The sequence below is a fragment of the Waltera sp. genome, from assembly GCF_046969025.1.
GTDB lineage: Bacteria > Bacillota > Clostridia > Lachnospirales > Lachnospiraceae > Acetatifactor > Acetatifactor acetigignens.
Genome location: NZ_JBKVQF010000032.1, coordinates 16,938 through 34,884, shown reverse-complemented (window position 1 = coordinate 34,884; position 17,947 = coordinate 16,938). Strand labels below are relative to the sequence as shown.

General features: G+C 48.1%; 16 protein-coding genes. 15 read left to right on the top strand and 1 reads right to left on the bottom strand.

From position 1 onward, the window contains the following. The first annotated feature begins 131 nt into the window (after positions 1 to 131). The 8 genes from recG to ACLTOH_RS14130 all read left to right on the top strand — a co-directional run bounded on the left by recG (position 132) and on the right by ACLTOH_RS14130 (position 10,760). Entirely contained in the window at positions 132 to 2,195 is a 2,064-nt protein-coding gene (gene recG / locus ACLTOH_RS14165) for an ATP-dependent DNA helicase RecG (protein WP_227733573.1), read from the top strand. A gap of 88 nt (positions 2,196 to 2,283) precedes the next feature. Next, on the top strand, positions 2,284 to 3,153 hold the full coding sequence (locus ACLTOH_RS14160; RefSeq protein ID WP_227064432.1) for a DegV family protein: 870 nt from the start codon (positions 2,284 to 2,286) through the stop codon (positions 3,151 to 3,153). 151 nt (positions 3,154 to 3,304) lie between these two features. Beyond that, positions 3,305 to 5,227, top strand: coding sequence for a DNA gyrase/topoisomerase IV subunit B (locus tag ACLTOH_RS14155; RefSeq protein ID WP_227733574.1), 1,923 nt, complete (start codon positions 3,305 to 3,307; stop codon positions 5,225 to 5,227). A gap of 30 nt (positions 5,228 to 5,257) precedes the next feature. After that, entirely contained in the window at positions 5,258 to 7,498 is a 2,241-nt protein-coding gene (locus ACLTOH_RS14150; RefSeq protein ID WP_227733575.1) for a DNA topoisomerase (ATP-hydrolyzing), read from the top strand. Between the two features lie 55 nt (positions 7,499 to 7,553). Next, on the top strand, positions 7,554 to 8,102 hold the full coding sequence (gene rsmD / locus ACLTOH_RS14145; protein WP_176864934.1) for a 16S rRNA (guanine(966)-N(2))-methyltransferase RsmD: 549 nt from the start codon (positions 7,554 to 7,556) through the stop codon (positions 8,100 to 8,102). A gap of 20 nt (positions 8,103 to 8,122) precedes the next feature. Then, positions 8,123 to 8,632 (top strand): pantetheine-phosphate adenylyltransferase, encoded by a 510-nt coding sequence (coaD, locus tag ACLTOH_RS14140; protein WP_022313508.1) that lies wholly within the window; start codon positions 8,123 to 8,125, stop codon positions 8,630 to 8,632. A gap of 14 nt (positions 8,633 to 8,646) precedes the next feature. Continuing rightward, on the top strand, positions 8,647 to 9,246 hold the full coding sequence (locus ACLTOH_RS14135) for a hypothetical protein (protein WP_022313509.1): 600 nt from the start codon (positions 8,647 to 8,649) through the stop codon (positions 9,244 to 9,246). A gap of 77 nt (positions 9,247 to 9,323) precedes the next feature. Further along, positions 9,324 to 10,760: an N-acetylmuramoyl-L-alanine amidase gene (locus tag ACLTOH_RS14130; protein ID WP_337418033.1), complete on the top strand. Its 1,437-nt coding sequence runs from the start codon at positions 9,324 to 9,326 to the stop codon at positions 10,758 to 10,760. On the opposite strand, the gene ACLTOH_RS14125 is transcribed toward ACLTOH_RS14130, so the two are convergent. Further along, positions 10,715 to 11,671, bottom strand: a complete 957-nt coding sequence (locus ACLTOH_RS14125; protein WP_412224282.1) for a hypothetical protein — start codon at positions 11,669 to 11,671, stop codon at positions 10,715 to 10,717. The genes ACLTOH_RS14130 and ACLTOH_RS14125 overlap by 46 nt on opposite strands. 75 nt (positions 11,672 to 11,746) lie before the next feature. Here ACLTOH_RS14125 and ACLTOH_RS14120 point away from each other — a divergent pair, with 75 nt between their 5' ends. The 7 genes from ACLTOH_RS14120 to hisD all read left to right on the top strand — a co-directional run bounded on the left by ACLTOH_RS14120 (position 11,747) and on the right by hisD (position 17,927). After that, entirely contained in the window at positions 11,747 to 12,457 is a 711-nt protein-coding gene (locus ACLTOH_RS14120; RefSeq protein ID WP_118505211.1) for a pseudouridine synthase, read from the top strand. 18 nt (positions 12,458 to 12,475) lie between these two features. Further along, positions 12,476 to 13,060: a hypothetical protein gene (locus ACLTOH_RS14115; protein WP_118669111.1), complete on the top strand. Its 585-nt coding sequence runs from the start codon at positions 12,476 to 12,478 to the stop codon at positions 13,058 to 13,060. A 26-nt stretch (positions 13,061 to 13,086) separates the two neighbouring features. Further along, positions 13,087 to 14,109, top strand: coding sequence for an RluA family pseudouridine synthase (locus ACLTOH_RS14110; protein ID WP_412224281.1), 1,023 nt, complete (start codon positions 13,087 to 13,089; stop codon positions 14,107 to 14,109). 18 nt (positions 14,110 to 14,127) lie between these two features. After that, positions 14,128 to 14,664, top strand: coding sequence for a Holliday junction resolvase RecU (locus tag ACLTOH_RS14105; protein WP_022313515.1), 537 nt, complete (start codon positions 14,128 to 14,130; stop codon positions 14,662 to 14,664). A gap of 119 nt (positions 14,665 to 14,783) precedes the next feature. After that, positions 14,784 to 15,929: an ATP phosphoribosyltransferase regulatory subunit gene (gene hisZ / locus ACLTOH_RS14100; RefSeq protein WP_412224280.1), complete on the top strand. Its 1,146-nt coding sequence runs from the start codon at positions 14,784 to 14,786 to the stop codon at positions 15,927 to 15,929. Beyond that, complete coding sequence (gene hisG / locus ACLTOH_RS14095) at positions 15,929 to 16,585, top strand: ATP phosphoribosyltransferase (RefSeq protein ID WP_118505207.1); 657 nt, start codon at positions 15,929 to 15,931, stop codon at positions 16,583 to 16,585. The genes hisZ and hisG overlap by 1 nt, the downstream gene beginning before the upstream one ends. 49 nt (positions 16,586 to 16,634) lie before the next feature. Next, entirely contained in the window at positions 16,635 to 17,927 is a 1,293-nt protein-coding gene (hisD, locus tag ACLTOH_RS14090; RefSeq protein ID WP_118505205.1) for a histidinol dehydrogenase, read from the top strand. Positions 17,928 to 17,947: the final 20 nt, after the last annotated feature.

Sequence of the window (17,947 nt, the reverse complement as noted above, 5' to 3'; positions counted from 1 at the left end):
TTATGTACCGCTACGCTCTGCGACAGGAGCGCATCGTACTAAAGTACGAGCGTGCTGCGTTTCTTATACCCTGCCAAGGGCTACGGGGATATTTCGCTAAATTTCAATTTAAATAGAAAAGAGGGACTGGGATGAGTGATGCAATACCTGTGAACAGAATAAAAGGTGTGGGAGAGAAGACGGCGGCTCTGTTTGGTAGGATCAATGTTTTTACCGTGGAGGATCTGATCGGACATTATCCCAGGGATTACGAGACTTACGATGCTCCGGTATCCATCCGGGAGGTGTCTGCCGGCAGTGTGCAGGCCATCTATGGGCAGATTACGGCCATTCCCAATGTGAAGAAGGTCCGGAATCTGTCGATCCTGAACGCTGTGCTGACGGATGACAACGGAGATTCCATTCAGCTAACTTTTTTCAATATGCCATTTTTAAAAAAGGTGTTAAAACCCGGCGGATTCTATCTGTTCCGTGGTCTGGTACAGCAGAGGGGCACTCATAAGATCATGGAGCAGCCCAGAATGTTTACCTGGGAGGAATATCAGAAAAAATCAGGTCGGCTTCTGCCCAGATATGCCCTGACCAAAGGACTGACCAACCAGATGGTGCAGAAGTCCGTAGCCCAGGCACTGGAATATTATCCCCCGGAAAAAGAATATCTGCCGCAGTCCGTATTGCAAAAAATACCCATGCTTTCCCACAGGGAAGCTGTCAATTCACTGCACTTCCCGGAAAACCGGGAGGAACTGCTGGCAGCAAGGAACCGTATCGTATTCGAAGAATTCTTTTCTTTTTTACTGGTTCTTCGGAAAAATAAAGATCTGGCGGCGAAGACGGAGAATCATTTTCCCATGTATGAGACCGCGGATACCGTAAGATTTCTGGAGCAACTGCCGTTCCCGCTGACAAAAGCCCAAAAAAAAGTCTGGGGTGAGCTCAGGGAGGATATGGGAAGTCCTTATGCCATGAACCGTCTGATTCAGGGAGATGTCGGCTCCGGTAAGACAATCCTGGCAGTGCTGGCACTTCTCATGTGTGCGGCTAATGGTTATCAGGGAGCAATGATGGCCCCTACTGAAGTACTGGCAGTCCAACATTTTGAGACCATTTCAGGCTATATAGAAAAATATGGAATTGCTTTCCGTCCGGTGCTTCTGACAGGCTCTATGACGGCGAAGGAGAAACGGGAGGCTTATGCAAAAATTGCTTCCGGAGAGGCTAACCTGATCATCGGAACCCATGCGCTGATCCAGGAAAAAGTGGAATATTCTTCCCTTGCGCTGGTAGTAACGGATGAACAGCACCGCTTTGGTGTAAGGCAGAGGGAGACATTAGCCGCCAAAGGGAGTGAGCCTCATGTGTTAGTTATGAGTGCTACGCCGATTCCCAGGACATTGGCCATTATTCTATATGGGGATCTGAAGGTCTCTGTCATTGATGAACTTCCTGCGAATCGTCTGCCGATCAAAAACTGTGTTGTAGGGACTTCCTATCGACCTAAGGCTTATGAATTTATCGCAAAAGAGGTGGCTGCCGGCAGACAGGCTTATGTCATCTGTCCTATGGTGGAAGAAGGGGAATCGGAAGACCTGGAGAATGTAGTGGATTATACAGAGAAGCTCCGGGCAGTTCTGCCTCCTTCCGTACAGGTGGCTTATCTTCATGGGAAAATGCGTCCGGCAGATAAGAACCGTATTATGGAAGAGTTCGCTGCTAAGGAGATCGATGTCTTAGTCTCCACCACGGTAATTGAAGTAGGCATCAATGTTCCCAATGCCACAGTGATGATGGTGGAGAATGCGGAGCGTTTCGGTCTGGCACAGCTGCATCAGCTGCGTGGGCGTGTGGGACGTGGGGAATTCCAAAGCTATTGCATTTTTATCAGCACTTCCGAAGCCAAAGAGACCATGGAACGATTACAGATCCTGAACCATTCCAACGACGGTTTCCATATTGCTTCCGAGGATCTGAAACTGCGAGGTCCGGGAGATATCTTCGGCATCCGGCAGAGCGGTGAATTTGCATTTGTACTGGGTGATATATATACAGATGCAAATATTTTAAAAGAGGCTTCAGATGCCGTGGAACAGTTGCTTGTATCCGATCCGGAGCTGACAGATGACGACAGCCGAGCATTGGTGAACTATTTCAAAGAACATACCGCAGTAAATGTTGTTGACTTTCGGACCATCTGACAGTAAAATTATTTTTATGTTCAAAGTTTTATACTTAGGATCAGATAATTTATGTTAATTTATGCAAAGGGAAGGTTTAGATACCAGAATGTCAAAAATCGCAATTGTAACCGACAGTAACAGCGGAATTACACAGGCAGAAGGAGCCCGTCGCGGAATCCATGTTCTGCCCATGCCTTTTATGATCGATGAAGTCACATACTATGAAGATATTGACCTGACACAGGAGCAGTTCTATGAAAAGCTGAAATCCGGTGCCAATATTGCCACCAGCCAGCCGTCTCCTGACAGTGTCACCAGCCTGTGGGACAAGCTTTTACAGGAATATGACGAGATCGTACACATTCCTATGAGCAGCGGTCTGTCCGGTTCCTGTCAGAGTGCCATGGCCTTTGCGGCAGATTATGATGGCAGAGTTCAGGTCGTGAACAACCAGCGGATCTCCGTAACCCAGCGTCAGTCTGCGTTGGATGCCCTGCAGCTTGCAGCAGCCGGTAAAGACGCGGCCCAGATCAAAGAATTCCTGGAAAATGATAAATTCAACAGCAGTATCTATATTATGCTGGACACCTTGTATTATCTGAAAAAAGGCGGACGGATCACTCCGGCGGCCGCAGCCATCGGTACAATGCTTCGCCTGAAGCCGGTGCTGACCATTCAGGGTGAAAAGCTGGATGCCTTTGCAAAGGCCAGAACCACCTCGCAGGGCAAAACCATGATGATCAATGCTATTAAGAAGGACATCAACGAGCGTTTCGGCGGCATGACGGAGGACAAGCACATCTGGCTGCAGATTGCTTATACCCACGACAGAGCTGCAGCAGAACAGTTTCGCACCGAGGTAGAGGCGGAATTCCCCGGCTATGATATCCATATCGATCCACTGTCCTTAAGTGTTGCCTGCCACATCGGCCCCGGTTCCCTTGCACTGGCATGCTGTAAAAAAATCAATGTGTAATTTTCAATGATTCTGTTACTCCCGGAAAGTAGTATTCCGGGAGTTTTCATTATCTTATCTGTTTCCCCCATCCCTTGTATTTTTTACTTTTCCAAACACAAAATCTATGCTATACTAAAGACAATCATGTGTTGATAAGGAGTTCCATTTCATGGCAAAAGACAATAATTATGACGCCTCAAGTATTACCGTTCTGGAAGGTCTGGAAGCGGTAAGAAAGAGACCCGGAATGTATATCGGCAGTGTCTCCACCAAGGGTCTGAACCACCTGATCTACGAGATCGTAGATAACTCTGTGGACGAGCATCTGGCCGGATACTGCGATACGATAAAAGTAACTCTGGAAGCGGATGGCTCCGCCACGGTAGAAGACAACGGACGTGGTATTCCCGTGGGAATGCACGAAAAAGGAATCAGTGCGGAGCGCCTGGTATTCACGACTCTTCATGCCGGCGGTAAATTCGATAATTCCGCCTACAAGACCAGCGGTGGTCTGCACGGCGTAGGTTCCTCTGTGGTAAATGCTCTTTCCACAAAGTTGACTGTAAGAGTCAAGAGTGGTGGCTTCATCTATGAGGACCGTTATGAAAGAGGTATCCCCGTGATGGATCTGGTGGACGGTCTGCTTCCCGTAGTGGGCAAGACCAGAGAGACCGGTACGACCATCAATTTCCTGCCGGATGATACCATCTTCGACAAGACCCGTTTCAAGGAAGATGATGTTAAGAGCCGTCTTCATGAGACCGCTTACCTGAACCCGAAGCTTACGATCATTTTTGAAGATAAAAGAAAAGAAGAGCCGGAGAAGGTCACCTATCATGAGCCGGAAGGTATCATTGGCTTTATAAAGGATATGAACCATTCCAAGGAGACCGTACATGATGTCATTTTCTTTTCCGGCGAGAGCGAGGGAATCTCTGTGGAAGTGGCCTTCCAGTATGTGAATGAATTCCACGAGAATGTACTGGGCTTCTGTAATAACATTTACAACTCTGAAGGCGGTACCCACCTTACTGGCTTTAAGACCCAGTTCACCAATGTGATCAATACCTATGCCAGAGAGCTGAACATTTTAAAGGAAAAGGATGCAAACTTTACCGGTGCCGATGTCCGGAACGGAATGACGGCAGTGGTATCCATCAAGCACCCGGATCCCCGTTTCGAAGGCCAGACCAAGACGAAACTGGACAACCAGGATGCCGCCAAGGCCGTGGCCAAGGTGACCGGCGAAGAGATCGTCCGGTTCTTCGACCGCAATCTGGAGACTTTGAAGAGCATTATCGGCTGTGCGGAAAAGGCAGCCAAGATCCGTAAGACAGAGGAAAAAGCCAAGACCAATATGCTGACCAAGCAGAAGTTCTCCTTTGATTCCAACGGAAAACTTGCAAACTGCGAGTCCAGAGATCCCTCCAAGTGTGAGATCTTCATCGTAGAGGGTGACTCTGCGGGCGGCAGTGCCAAGACTGCCAGAAACCGTATGTATCAGGCCATCCTTCCGATCCGCGGTAAGATCCTGAACGTAGAGAAAGCCAGCATTGACAAAGTACTGGCCAACGCCGAAATCAAGACCATGATCAACGCTTTCGGCTGCGGATTTTCCGAGGGCTACGGCAACGATTTCGATATTAGTAAGCTGCGCTATGACAAGATCATTATCATGGCGGATGCCGATGTGGATGGCGCACATATTTCCACGTTGCTGCTGACCTTATTCTATCGTTTCATGCCGGATCTGATCTTCGAAGGCCACGTATACATAGCAATGCCTCCCTTATATAAGGCCATGCCCTCCAAGGGAGAAGAAAAATATCTGTATGATGATAAGGCACTGGAAAAATACCGCAAGACCCACAAGGGTCCCTTTACCTTACAGCGATACAAAGGTCTGGGTGAGATGGATGCCGAACAGCTGTGGGAGACCACACTGGATCCGGAACGCAGATTGTTGAAATTAGTAGAGATCGAGGATGCCCGCATGGCTTCCGAGATGACCGAGCTTCTCATGGGTACGGATGTGCCGCCCAGAAAAGCCTTTATTTACGATCACGCTACGGATGCGGCGCTTGATATTTAATATCAGATATCAGAAGAACGGAGATTAGAAATGGACGACAGCAGAATCATAAAAACAGAATACTCCGAGGAGATGCAGAAATCGTTCATCGACTATGCCATGAGCGTTATCATTGCCAGAGCCCTGCCGGATGTCAGAGACGGCCTGAAGCCGGTACAGAGAAGAACTCTCTACGATATGCATGAACTGGGGATCCGTTACGACCGCCCCTACCGTAAAAGTGCCCGTATCGTAGGTGATACCATGGGTAAATATCACCCCCACGGCGACAGTTCCATCTATGAGGCACTGGTAGTCATGAGCCAGGATTTCAAAAAGGGCATGCCCCTGATCGACGGCCATGGTAACTTCGGCAACATTGAAGGAGATGGTGCCGCAGCCATGCGTTATACCGAGGCAAGACTGCAGAAAGTGACCCAGGAAGCTTTCCTGGCAGATCTGGACAAGGATGTGGTAGACTTTGTTCCGAACTTCGATGAAACGGAAAAAGAGCCGTCCGTACTGCCGGTAAAGATTCCGAACCTGTTGGTTAATGGTTCCGAAGGTATCGCCGTAGGCATGGCCACCAGCATTCCCCCTCATAATCTCGGGGAAGTCATTGACGCCGTAAAGGCTTATATGCTCAATAATGAGATCACAACAAAAGAACTGATGCGTTACCTGAAGGGGCCGGATTTTCCCACCGGCGGCATCGTTATCAATAAGGATGAACTGGAAGACATCTATGAGACCGGAACCGGCAAGATCAAGCTGCGGGGCAAAGTGGAACTCCAGAAGGGAAAATCTGGAAAGACCAATGTAGTGATCACCGAGATCCCCTATACCATGATCGGTGCCAATATTGCGAAGTTTTTATCCGACGTGGCCGCTCTTTCCGAGACGAAGAAGACACAGGATATTGTGGATATTTCCAACCAATCTTCCAAGGAAGGCATCCGTATCGTCATCGAACTTCGTAAGGATGCCGATCCCGAGAACTTTGTAAATATGCTCTATAAAAAGACTCGTCTGGAGGATACCTTCGGTGTCAATATGCTGGCTATCGCAAACGGCAGACCAGAGACTATGGGCTTAAAGCAGATCATCAAGGCCAATGTTGACTTCCAGTTTGAAGTGGCTACCAGAAAATATACCAATCTATTGGCCAAAGAGCAGGAGCGCAAGGAGATTCAGGAAGGTCTGATCAAGGCCTGCAATGTGATCGATCTGGTCATTGAAATTTTACGCGGATCCAAGGATCGTGCCATGGCAAAAGCCTGTCTCGTAGAGGGTAAGGTCGATGGCATCAAGTTCAAGTCCAAGGAATCCAGGATCATGGCAGCCCAGCTGATGTTCACCGAGAAACAGGCCAATGCCATCTTAGAGATGCGTCTGTATAAGTTGATCGGTCTGGAACTGGAAGCACTGATCAACGAACACGAAGAGACCATGGCAAACATCTATCGTTATGAGGATATTCTGGACCGCAGAGATTCCATGGCCCAGGTCATCATGAATGAACTGGACGGATTCAAGAAGGAATACAGCCATCCCCGCAAAACTGTCATCGAGAACGGACAGGAAGCGGTCTACAAGGAAAAAGAACTGGAAGAGATGGATGTGGTATTTCTCATGGATCGATTCGGCTATGCCAAGACTGTGGATGTCTCCACCTACGAGCGGAATAAAGAAGCCGCAGATGCAGAAAATAAATACGTCTTCACCTGTAAAAATACCGGAAGGATCTGCCTGTTCACCAACACCGGACAGATGCACACTATCAAGGTGCTGGACCTGCCTTACGGCAAGTTCCGTGACAAAGGCACGCCCATTGACAACGTGAGTAACTTCAGCCAGAAAACCGAAGAGATCGTCTATATCACCAGTCAGAAGGAACTGAATCTGTGTCAGGTGATCTTTGCCACTGCACAGTCCATGTTGAAGGTGGTAGATGGCGGAGAGTTCGATGTGACCAAGCGCACCGTTGCAGCTACGAAGTTGGCGGAGGGCGACAGCGTTGTCAGCGTTACGGCTCTTACGGATCAGCGGAATATCGTATTACAGACAAAGGCCGGTTTTTTCCTGCGCTTCTCCATCGATGAGATCCCCGAGAAAAAGAAAGGTGCCATCGGCGTCCGCGGCATGAAACTGGGCGACGGTGATCAGGTGGAAAATGTATATTATACGAAGAATGCCGTAGAGACCACCATTGAATATAAGGGCAAGGAGCTCATCCTGAATAATCTGAAACTCGGCAAACGTGACAGCAAGGGCACCAAAGTGAGAGTGTAACTTTTTAAACAGAATCATTCATACAACATTTATAGAGAAAACGGAGAGTAATCATATGAGAGTCATTGCGGGAACTGCAAGAAGTCTGCCCCTTAAGACTCCGGAAGGAATGGATACCAGACCCACCACCGACCGGATCAAGGAAACCCTTTTTAATATGCTGCAGACCTATATTCCGGACTGTGTGTTCGTGGATATTTTCAGTGGCAGCGGCGGCATCGGCATCGAAGCATTAAGCCGCGGTGCCAGAAAAGCCTATTTTATTGAAAATGCGCCGAAAGCCCTGGCATGTATCGAGGACAATCTGGCATTTACGAAAATGAAAGACCGTGCTATAGTATTAAAACAGGATGCCTGCGCAGGACTGACGGGCATCTATGAAAAGCACGTGGATGTGATCTTCATGGATCCACCCTACGATCAGGAGCAGGAGCGCAGAGTCTTAGAGCAGCTGCGCTATGCCAAATATGTCTCCGAAGAGACTCTGATCCTGGTAGAAGCCTCTCTGCATACCGATTTCTCCTATGCGGAAGACTTAGGGTTTGAAGTGATCCGTGAGAAAAAATACAAAACCAACAAGCATGTGTTCCTTCGCAGGAAGTAACACTGAAAGGCATGATTTTTATGAAAAGAGCTGTTTACACCGGAAGCTTTGATCCCGTCACCAACGGTCATATGGATATCATAAGGCGGGCATCCGAAATATTTGATGTTCTGATCGTCAGCATTTTGAACAATAAAGAAAAGACACCGTTGTTTTCTGTAGAGGAACGTGTTAAGATACTAGAAGAAGCCACAAAAGATCTGCCTAATGTGCAGATTGACAGTTTCAGTGGGCTTTTAGTGGATTATGCCAGGGAAAAAGATCTGCATGTTATCGTAAGGGGCTTACGCGCCATTACGGATTTTGAATATGAACTGCAGATGGCACAGACCAACCGGATGTTGTCCCATGGCAAAATTGATACGGTATTTTTGACCACCAGTCTGGAATATGCCTACCTCAGTTCTTCCGCCATCAAGCAGATTGCAAGTTTTGATGGAGATATCACCCCTTGTGTTCCGGATTTTGTGGCGAAACTGATCTACGACAAATATCGCGAGAAAAAGCTTTCAGAGCATAGTGATGTGTAAATAAGGAGAGTTTCATGAGCAGCAGAATCGAACAGTTAATTGATGAAATAGAAGAATACATCGAGGGTTGCAAGCCGAAGTTCATGTCCAGTACCGAAATCATCGTGAATAAGGATGAGATTGATGAGTTACTGCGGGAACTGCGTATGAAGACCCCGGATGAGATCAAGCGCTACCAGAAGATCATCAGCAACAAGGAAGCCATCCTAAACGATGCCAAAGCCAAGGCAGAAGCATTGATCAACGAGGCTACCGTGCATACCAACGAGCTGATCAACGAGCATGAGATCATGCAGCAGGCTTACGCCCAGGCCAACGAGGTCGTTACCATGGCCAGTAAGCAGGCTCAGGAGATTCTGGACAATGCCACTATTGAGGCCAACAATGTCAAATCCGCTGCCATGCAGTACATGGATGATATGCTGGCACATCTGGAGAATATTATTTCTTCCTCCACACAGCAGGCCAGCGCCAATTACGATGCTCTGATCGGCAATCTGAACCAGTATCGTGACATTATCCAGTCCAACCGCAGTGAGCTGCACCCCGTAGATGAGGATCTTGATGACGTAGATACTGCTGCGGATGCCGAAGACAATCTGGACGTTATGTAAAGCATGTCCAAACAACGAGTACGAAAAACCAGTTTTCTGCTGAAAGCTGGTTTTTTAAAAATAAAGGAATACGATAAATGAAAGTATGGAAAAAGCAAAAAGGGCTGTTAGTCAGGACAATGATCTGTGCGGTCAGTCTTGCAGCAGCCTGTTTTTATGGAAATTCCCTGCCTGCACAGGCGGCTCCCAGAGCGCAGGAGACCGGAGAAAGGGTCGTCATTGTCATTGATCCCGGACACGGCGGTGATAACGAGGGAACGCTGGAAGGCCCTGCACAGGAGAAAAAAATGACCATGGTGACCGCGCTGGCCATGTACGAGGAACTGACAAAATACGATAATGTGGATGTCTATCTGACTCATACGGATGATGTGACCATGTCTCTGGCAGACCGGGCACAATTTGCTGCAGACCGGAATGCGGATTTCCTGTTCAGTATTCATTACAACGCTTCCATGGATCATGATCTGTTCGGATCCGAAGTCTGGATCTCTTCCGTACAGCCTTACAACGCTTACGGTTATCAGTTCGGCTGGGAACAGATGCAGCAGATGCAGGACATGGGACTGTTTCTACGGGGAGTCAAGACGAAACTTAAAGATAACGGTGATGACTATTACGGAATTATAAGAGAAAGTACCTCCAGATCCATTCCCTCCGCCATCATCGAGCATTGTCATGTGGATGAGAGCAGAGACACTCCTTACTGCCAGACAGAAGAGGACTGGAAGAAATTCGGCAGGGAGGATGCTTTGTCTGTTGCAAAATATTTCGGATTATCCAGTGCAAGTCTTGGTGTGGACTACAGTGGAGAGGCAGACGCTCTTCCGGAAGTCTCGCTGCAATCCATTCTGCCTGCCACTGTGCGGGACAAGACCGAACCGGATATCTGCCAGCTGACTTTGCAGAATGCAGACTATGAGACCGGAGAAGTCTCTCTGGAAGTGACGGCAGCCGACTATGACTGCCCCATGATGTATTACGATTACAGTACCGATGGAGGCAGGACTTATTCCGAACTGCTTCCCTGGCCGGGACTGGATATTATGGCCGGGACCTATCCCGACACCTTCACATTTTCCGTGACCTTCACAAAGGGGGAACAGCCGGTGATCACCGTTCGCGGTTACAATCAGGCGGATCTGTTCACAGAGAGTGATCCTGTCACCTTTGCACAGCCTTTTATTGATCAGGAAAAAGCTGCCGAAGAGGCATTACAGGAAAGTCTTGCGGCACAGGAGGCAGCGGAAGCTTCCCGGGCTGCAGAGGAACAGATCACAGAAGCTGGCAGTTCCGTGATCACCATGGCCGATGCCGCCGGAAATACTCCGATGCCTTCCGAAAAAAGTCCGGAAGTGAATTTCGGTGTTTTTCTGGTGATCTGTGGGATTCTGGTAGTGCTGTTGTTGCTGGTCTTTTTGTTATACCAGATCCAACAGGGCAGACACAGAAAACGAAGACGGAAAAATCAAAGCAGAAAAGTATCCGGAGACAACAGAAACCATCCCAGATAATAAGCTGCAGTAAGCACTGTCAGTACCATTTTATGAAGGATGTAGGACTTGAGAGAAAGCCCGGTATTGCGGATACAGCTTCCGGTCTGGGCAATACAGCTTAAGCCGCCAAAGGGCAAAAGCAATAACGTATACAAAGGGAATCTGTCTCCCAGCAGCTTCAGGCCCCCACTGATCTCCAAAAGCGGTGCATACCGGAAACTGTCGGGAAGTAAAAGCCTTGGCAGAAGGTTCAGCAGATTGAAAAAGATCATGTAGCCTCCCAACTGTAAGATGCTTCTTCCGGCAGCGGTAATAGCATCATCCAGGGCATCCGTCAGGGACATGGCAGGAAGGGGAGCCGGACCGGTCGGTTCCAAAAACTTCGCAGCATTGTTTCTTCCAAAAGAGTGGTCTGTTTTCTCCGAAATCCGATTTTTGTACACGCTATAACGAAGGAAAATGCCATATAGCAAAGGAACGCCGTACATACCAAATACATAAGGGAACAGCAGCTTCCTATGCAGTAGCGGCAGTACAAATCCCAGGAAATAGACTGGTCCCAGATTGTTGCAGAAGGCCAGCAGATATTGTCCTTCCTCCGAAGAAAGTTCCTGTCGGTTCCGTAAATCCGCAATCGTCCGGGCACCCATGGGAAATCCGCACAAAAAGCCCACCAGGATCACATAGATTCCCGGTGCTGACAGGCGATAGATTCTTCCGAACAAAGGTCTTACCGGACGGATCAGGCTGTCCGTCATACCCATACGGATCAAAGTGCCGGACAGGATCATAAACGGCAGAAGCACCGGTACCATTTTTTCATACCAAAGATTTAATCCCAGGGCAGCATAGGCAAGGCTCAGGGAAGAATGAGTCAGAATACAGCCGGTCATTAGAACAAAGAAACAGATTCCGAATATTTTTTTCATGGCTGTCTGCCTTGAAAGGTTTGTATACTATATGCCGATGAAGAAAAATTAAGTCTAAGAAAGAGATCAAAGCCCATGCGGTTGGATAAATTTTTATGCGATAACAATATTGGCACTCGAAGTCAGGTGAAAGAGTACATCAAAAAAGGTCAGGTGACAGTAAACGACCAGATAATCAAAAAGCCGGAGACAAAAGTCAATGAAGAGACCGATACGGTGGTCTGTCAGGGACAGCCGATCCATTATAGGAAATATGTCTATTATATGTTAAATAAGCCGGAGGGGGTTGTCTCTGCCACCAACGATAATACAGCCCCAACCGTGGTAAGTCTCCTTACTGTCCCGGAACAAAAGGATCTGTTCCCGGTAGGGCGGCTGGACAAGGATACCACGGGATTGCTGCTCCTGACCAATGACGGTGCTCTGGCCCATGATCTGTTGTCACCGAAAAAACATGTGGATAAGACCTATCTGGTAAAGCCGGAAAAGCCGCTTTCCGCAGAAGATATCCACCGGTTGGAAAACGGGCTTGACATCGGTGATGAGAAACCGACAGCCCCGTCCAAAGCCAGACTCACAGAAAACGGTGATCTGTTATTGACCATTCATGAAGGCCGGTTTCATCAGGTAAAACGGATGTTGCAGGCGGTTGATAATCAGGTACTTACACTGGAGCGGGTAAGCTTCGGCCCCCTGTCCCTGGATCTTTCCCTGCAAAGAGGGGAATACCGGGCATTGACGGAAGAAGAGATCGAAGTCTTGTCTGCCGCTGGAAAGAAATCATAAATAAAGGAGTTATTTTTCATGCAATTCAAAAGAATGTTTACCACTGATGCCTATAGAGGAACCCGCGGGTATCTCCGCACACAGAAAATTTATGAGATTTTAAGAACCGTGCTTTATTTTGCCATCTCTCTGTCTCTGTTTATCGCCGGATGGGTCAGCACCGGAAGCCGTGAGAATCTCCTGACCATCGTGGCGGTACTGGGATGTCTTCCGGCCTGCAAGAGTCTGGTAGAAATGTTCATGTTCCTGCGCTACCGGGGCTGTGACGAGCAGGTAGCTGCAAAAATCGCGGCACATACAGAAGGCCTTACCACTCTCTACGATATGGTATTTACTTCCTATGAGAAGAATTATGTTATCTATCATCTGACAGTCTGCGGTAATACGGTCTGTGGCTACACCACGGATCCGAAATTTGCGGAACAGGCTTTTTACAAGCACATTCAGGACATTCTGAAAAAAGACAATTACAGAGAAGTCTCTGTGAAAATATTTAACGATCTGGACAAGTATCTGGCAAGATGTGATCAGTTAAAGGAGCTTTCCTCACAGCCGGAACTGTCTGCCGGGATCTGCCAGACCTTAAAGAGCGTATCTCTATAACTTACTTCTCAAAAGGAGGGTGTCCTATGCAGTTGCTTACCATTGGCAAAAATCAGGCGGGACAACGTCTGGACAAATTTTTAAAAAAAGCGTTACCTAATGCAGGCACCGGATTTTTATATAAGATGCTTCGCAAGAAAAATATTACGTTGAACGGGAAAAGGGCTGAAGGTAAAGAAATCCTTGCCCAGGGAGACGAGGTAAAATGTTTTTTCTCTGAGGAAACTTATGCCTCTCTGTCCGGTGCCGGGGCAGCGGAAGATACTTCCGATTACCGTAAGGCTTACCGTTCCTTAAAGGATATCAGCGTTCTTTATGAGGATGAAAATATCCTGTTGCTGAATAAACCTGCCGGAGTTCTGACCCAGAAAGCCAAACCGGAAGATCTTTCCCTGAACGAATGGCTGATTGGCCACCTGCTGGCTGCCAATGCCATAAAAGAAACCGATCTTGCTACCTTCCATCCATCGGTCTGCAACCGCCTCGACCGCAATACCAGCGGTATCGTATTGTGCGGAAAGACGCTGGCCGGTTCCCAGGCACTCAGCCGGATCATCAAGGATCGTTCCGTAAAGAAATATTATCAGACCGTCTGTAAGGGCAAGATTTTACAGGAAAGCACCCTGGAAGGCTATCTGTACAAGGACGAACGCACCAATACGGTACAGGTATTTCCAGATATGGCGGAGGCTCCGGAAGATGCTTCCTTTATAAAAACAATCTACACTCCCAGTGCGGTGGCTGGGGAATATACCCTGCTGACCGTAGAACTGGTCACCGGCAAAACCCACCAGATCCGCGCCCATCTGGCCAGCACCGGACATCCGTTACTTGGTGACACCAAGTACGGAGACAACAAATTAAATCGCAGGATGCAATCGGAATACTCTCTGCACCACCAGCTTCTGCATGCCGGAAGAGTGTGTTTCCCGGAAGAAGCGGAAGGACCTCTTGCAAAGGTGAGCGGTCAGACTTTTGACGCACCGCTTCCCCATAAATTTGCAGAGATCTTACAGGCTCTGAATCTGACACCGGATTCCGCCTGCTAGAAAGGAAAACTAAGAACAATGGCAACATGGAATACCAGAGGGCTTCGTGGATCTACTCTGGAGGATATGGTCAACCGCACCAATGAAAAATATGCCGAGGCCGGTCTGGCCCTGATTCAGAAGATCCCCACCCCCATTACCCCGGTCAAAATGGATAAGGAGAGCCGCCAGATCACCCTGGCCTTTTTCGAACAGAAGAGTACCGTAGACTATATCGGTGTCGTACAGGGCATTCCGGTCTGTTTTGATGCCAAGGAATGTGCGGTGGACACCTTTTCCCTGCAAAATATCCATCCCCATCAGGTGGAGTTCATGCATCAGTTCGAGAAACAGGGGGGGATCGCCTTTTTCCTGATATTTTACAGCCATAAGGATCTGTTATATTACCTTCCCTATGAAATGCTCCGCTTTTTCTGGGACAGGGCACAGGAGGGCGGCCGGAAAAGCTTCCGTTTCGAGGAACTGAACCCGGAATATATTATCCCGAAGCATCAGGGAATCCTGGTTCCCTATCTGGATATTCTGAAAAAGGATCTGGAAGACCGGGAGGAATAATAAATAATAATTTCTTGACAGCGGAAAGGTCTCCTAGTATACTACAAATAGTTTCACATGCTACTATGATAATATGGTAGCACGTTAATATATTAAAGTGTATGAATTGAGGAACGCTTATGAACAACAGACTTTTACATACGCCGGAGGGCGTCCGGGACATTTACGGCAAAGAATATGCAAAGAAGCTGGCCGTAGAACAGAAACTGCAGCAGGCGATCCATTGTTTCGGTTACGAAGATATCCAGACCCCTTCCATTGAGTTTTTCGATGTTTTCTCCAAGGAGATCGGAACCACTCCCAGTAAGGAGCTGTATAAGTTCTTTGATAAAGAGGGTAATACGCTGGTGCTGCGGCCAGACTTTACGCCGTCCATCGCCCGCTGCGCAGCGAAGTATTTTATGGAGGAAAAGGTGCCGCTTCGTTTCAGCTACAACGGCAATACCTTTACCAATACTTCCAATCTGCAGGGGAAATTAAAAGAAGTGACCCAGATGGGGGCAGAGCTGATTGGGGATTCTTCCGTGGAAGCAGATGCCGAAGTGATCAGTATGGTGATTGAAGCACTGAAAAGTGCCGGGCTGACCAGATTTCAGGTGACCATTGGTGAAGTAGATTACTTCCGCGGTCTCTGTGAAGAAGCCGGTCTGGATGAGGATACGGAAAAGGAACTCCGTTCCTGTATCTCCGGCAAGAACTTTTTCGCTGCCCAGGAATTACTGGAGCAGAAGCAGATCCCCGAGCCTTATCACAGCATTTTATTAAAGCTTGCAGATATGTTTGAAAACATAGAGTCTCTGGAAGATGCGAAAGCACTGGTTAAAAATGAGAGATCCCTGCAGGCGATTGCAAGACTGGAAAAGTTAAAAGAGCGTTTAGAGCAGTACGGCGTTGCTGAATATATTTCATTCGACCTTGGAATGCTCAGCAAATACCAGTATTATACCGGCGTTGTCTTCAAAGCTTACACTTACGGCATCGGCGATGCCGTGGTGAAGGGCGGCCGTTATGACAACCTGCTTCGGAAGTTCGGCAAGAATGCGGCAGCTATCGGTTTTGTCATTGTTATTGATGATTTGTTAGAGGCATTATCCCGCCAAAAAGTGAATATCGATATTCCTGATTCCGGCAAAGTAGTGTATTATCGGGCAGGAGACGAGGCAGATTATCTGGCGAAGCTTTCCGAAGTCGTAAGTTTACGTAAGCAAGGCATTCCCACCGTGCTTTCCCCCGAGATTACAGAGAACGAGGAGGCAGATCAGTAATGAGTGAAGAAAGATATCTTACGTTTGCTCTGGGAAAGGGCAGACTTGCCAAAAAGACACTGGAGCTTTTCGAACAGATCGGCATTACCTGTGAAGAAATGAAGGATAAAGATACCAGAAAGCTGATCTTCGTCAATGAAGAATACAAATTACGCTTTTTCCTGGCAAAGGGTCCCGACGTTCCCACCTATGTAGAGTATGGTGCTGCTGATATCGGCGTGGTCGGCAAGGACACCATTCTGGAAGAAAACCGGAATGTCTACGAAGTGCTGGACCTTGGCTTCGGCAAATGCCGGATGTGTGTCTGCGGTCCTGCTTCCGCCAGAGAGTTGTTGAAACACCATGAGCGGATCCGGGTAGCCAGCAAATACCCCAATATCGCCCGAGAGTATTTCTATAATAAAAAGCATCAGACTGTAGATATCATCAAATTAAACGGTTCTGTAGAATTAGGGCCGCTGGTAGAGCTGTCTGACGTCATTGTGGATATCGTTGAGACCGGTTCCACCTTAAGGGAAAACGGGCTGGAGGTTCTGGAAGAGGTATGTCCTCTGTCCGCCCGTATGATCGTCAATCCGGTGAGTATGCAGATGGAAGCCGACCGTATCCGCAAGCTGGTGGGTGCGATCCGGGAGCAGTTAAAAATACAGGCCTGACCGAGAGGATAAGCATCGTCATAAAAAGTATTTAAAGGAGAGTACCGTCATGAGAATCGTAGCATTGGATAAAGAATCAAAGCAGAGTATTTTGAACGACCTTTTAAAGAGAAGTCCGAACAATTATTCCCAGTATGAGAGCACTGTAAACCAGATCATCGAAAAAGTCCGTGCCGAGGGTGACAAGGCATTGTTCGATTATACCTTACAGTTTGATAAGTTCGCTTTAAGCGCAGAGAATATCCGTGTCACAAAGGAAGAGATCGCCGAAGCCTATGCACAGATGGATGAGAATCTGATCGATGTGATCAGACAGTCTGCGGAAAACATCCGCGCTTTTCACCAGAAGCAGCTTCGTAACAGCTGGTTCGATGCCAAGCCCGACGGTACGATCTTAGGCATGAAGATCACCGCCATCGAAAGAGCCGGTGTCTATGTCCCCGGCGGTAAAGCCGCTTATCCTTCCAGCGTACTGATGAATGTGATCCCCGCCAAGGTAGCCGGTGTGGATGAGATCATTATGACCACCCCTCCCGGAAAAGACGGTAAGGTCAATCCCGGAACTCTGGTAGCCGCTGATATTGCAGGCGTGGATACCATCTATAAGGTCGGCGGTGCCCAGGCTATCGCAGCCATGGCTTTCGGAACCCAGTCGGTACCTAAGGTCGACAAGATCACCGGTCCCGGTAACATTTTCGTAGCTCTTGCCAAAAAAGCTGTTTATGGCTATGTCAGCATTGATTCCATTGCGGGTCCCAGCGAAATCCTGGTACTGGCAGATGAGACCGCTACCCCCAGATACGTTGCAGCAGATCTGCTGTCTCAGGCAGAGCATGACGAACTGGCAAGTGCCATTCTGATTACCACTTCGAAGGAACTGGCGGAGAAAGTCTCCGAGGAAGTGGACGGCTTCGTAAAAGTACTGGAGCGTGCTCCCATTATCCAGAAGTCTCTGGACAATTACGGCTACATTCTGTTAGCCGACAACATGGAAGATGCTATTGATGCCGCCAACGCCATTGCTTCCGAGCATCTGGAGATCATTACAAAGAATCCTTTTGATACCATGACCCGTATCCGCAATGCCGGTGCGATTTTCCTGGGAGAGTATGCTTCCGAACCCTTGGGTGATTATTTTGCAGGTCCGAACCACATTCTGCCCACCAACGGTACCGCACGGTTCTTCTCCCCGGTAAACGTGGACGACTTCATCAAGAAGACCAGTATTATCTCTTATTCCAGGCAGGCACTGGAAAAGGTGCACAACCAGATCGAGACCTTCGCCAAGAGTGAAGGCTTGACCGCACATGCAAACAGTATTAAAGTTAGATTTGAAGATTAATCATTTCCTCTGGGAAGGGA

Coding starts and splice junctions, on each gene's coding strand:
- hisZ (WP_412224280.1), top strand. CDS start 14,784: ATGAACAACAGACTTTTACATACGCCGGAGGGCGTCCGGGACATTTAC.
- ACLTOH_RS14160 (WP_227064432.1), top strand. CDS start 2,284: ATGTCAAAAATCGCAATTGTAACCGACAGTAACAGCGGAATTACACAG.
- ACLTOH_RS14130 (WP_337418033.1), top strand. CDS start 9,324: ATGAAAGTATGGAAAAAGCAAAAAGGGCTGTTAGTCAGGACAATGATC.
- ACLTOH_RS14115 (WP_118669111.1), top strand. CDS start 12,476: ATGCAATTCAAAAGAATGTTTACCACTGATGCCTATAGAGGAACCCGC.
- recG (WP_227733573.1), top strand. CDS start 132: ATGAGTGATGCAATACCTGTGAACAGAATAAAAGGTGTGGGAGAGAAG.
- ACLTOH_RS14150 (WP_227733575.1), top strand. CDS start 5,258: ATGGACGACAGCAGAATCATAAAAACAGAATACTCCGAGGAGATGCAG.
- coaD (WP_022313508.1), top strand. CDS start 8,123: ATGAAAAGAGCTGTTTACACCGGAAGCTTTGATCCCGTCACCAACGGT.
- hisG (WP_118505207.1), top strand. CDS start 15,929: ATGAGTGAAGAAAGATATCTTACGTTTGCTCTGGGAAAGGGCAGACTT.
- hisD (WP_118505205.1), top strand. CDS start 16,635: ATGAGAATCGTAGCATTGGATAAAGAATCAAAGCAGAGTATTTTGAAC.
- ACLTOH_RS14120 (WP_118505211.1), top strand. CDS start 11,747: ATGCGGTTGGATAAATTTTTATGCGATAACAATATTGGCACTCGAAGT.
- rsmD (WP_176864934.1), top strand. CDS start 7,554: ATGAGAGTCATTGCGGGAACTGCAAGAAGTCTGCCCCTTAAGACTCCG.
- ACLTOH_RS14135 (WP_022313509.1), top strand. CDS start 8,647: ATGAGCAGCAGAATCGAACAGTTAATTGATGAAATAGAAGAATACATC.
- ACLTOH_RS14155 (WP_227733574.1), top strand. CDS start 3,305: ATGGCAAAAGACAATAATTATGACGCCTCAAGTATTACCGTTCTGGAA.
- ACLTOH_RS14105 (WP_022313515.1), top strand. CDS start 14,128: ATGGCAACATGGAATACCAGAGGGCTTCGTGGATCTACTCTGGAGGAT.
- ACLTOH_RS14125 (WP_412224282.1), bottom strand. CDS start 11,671: ATGAAAAAAATATTCGGAATCTGTTTCTTTGTTCTAATGACCGGCTGT.
- ACLTOH_RS14110 (WP_412224281.1), top strand. CDS start 13,087: ATGCAGTTGCTTACCATTGGCAAAAATCAGGCGGGACAACGTCTGGAC.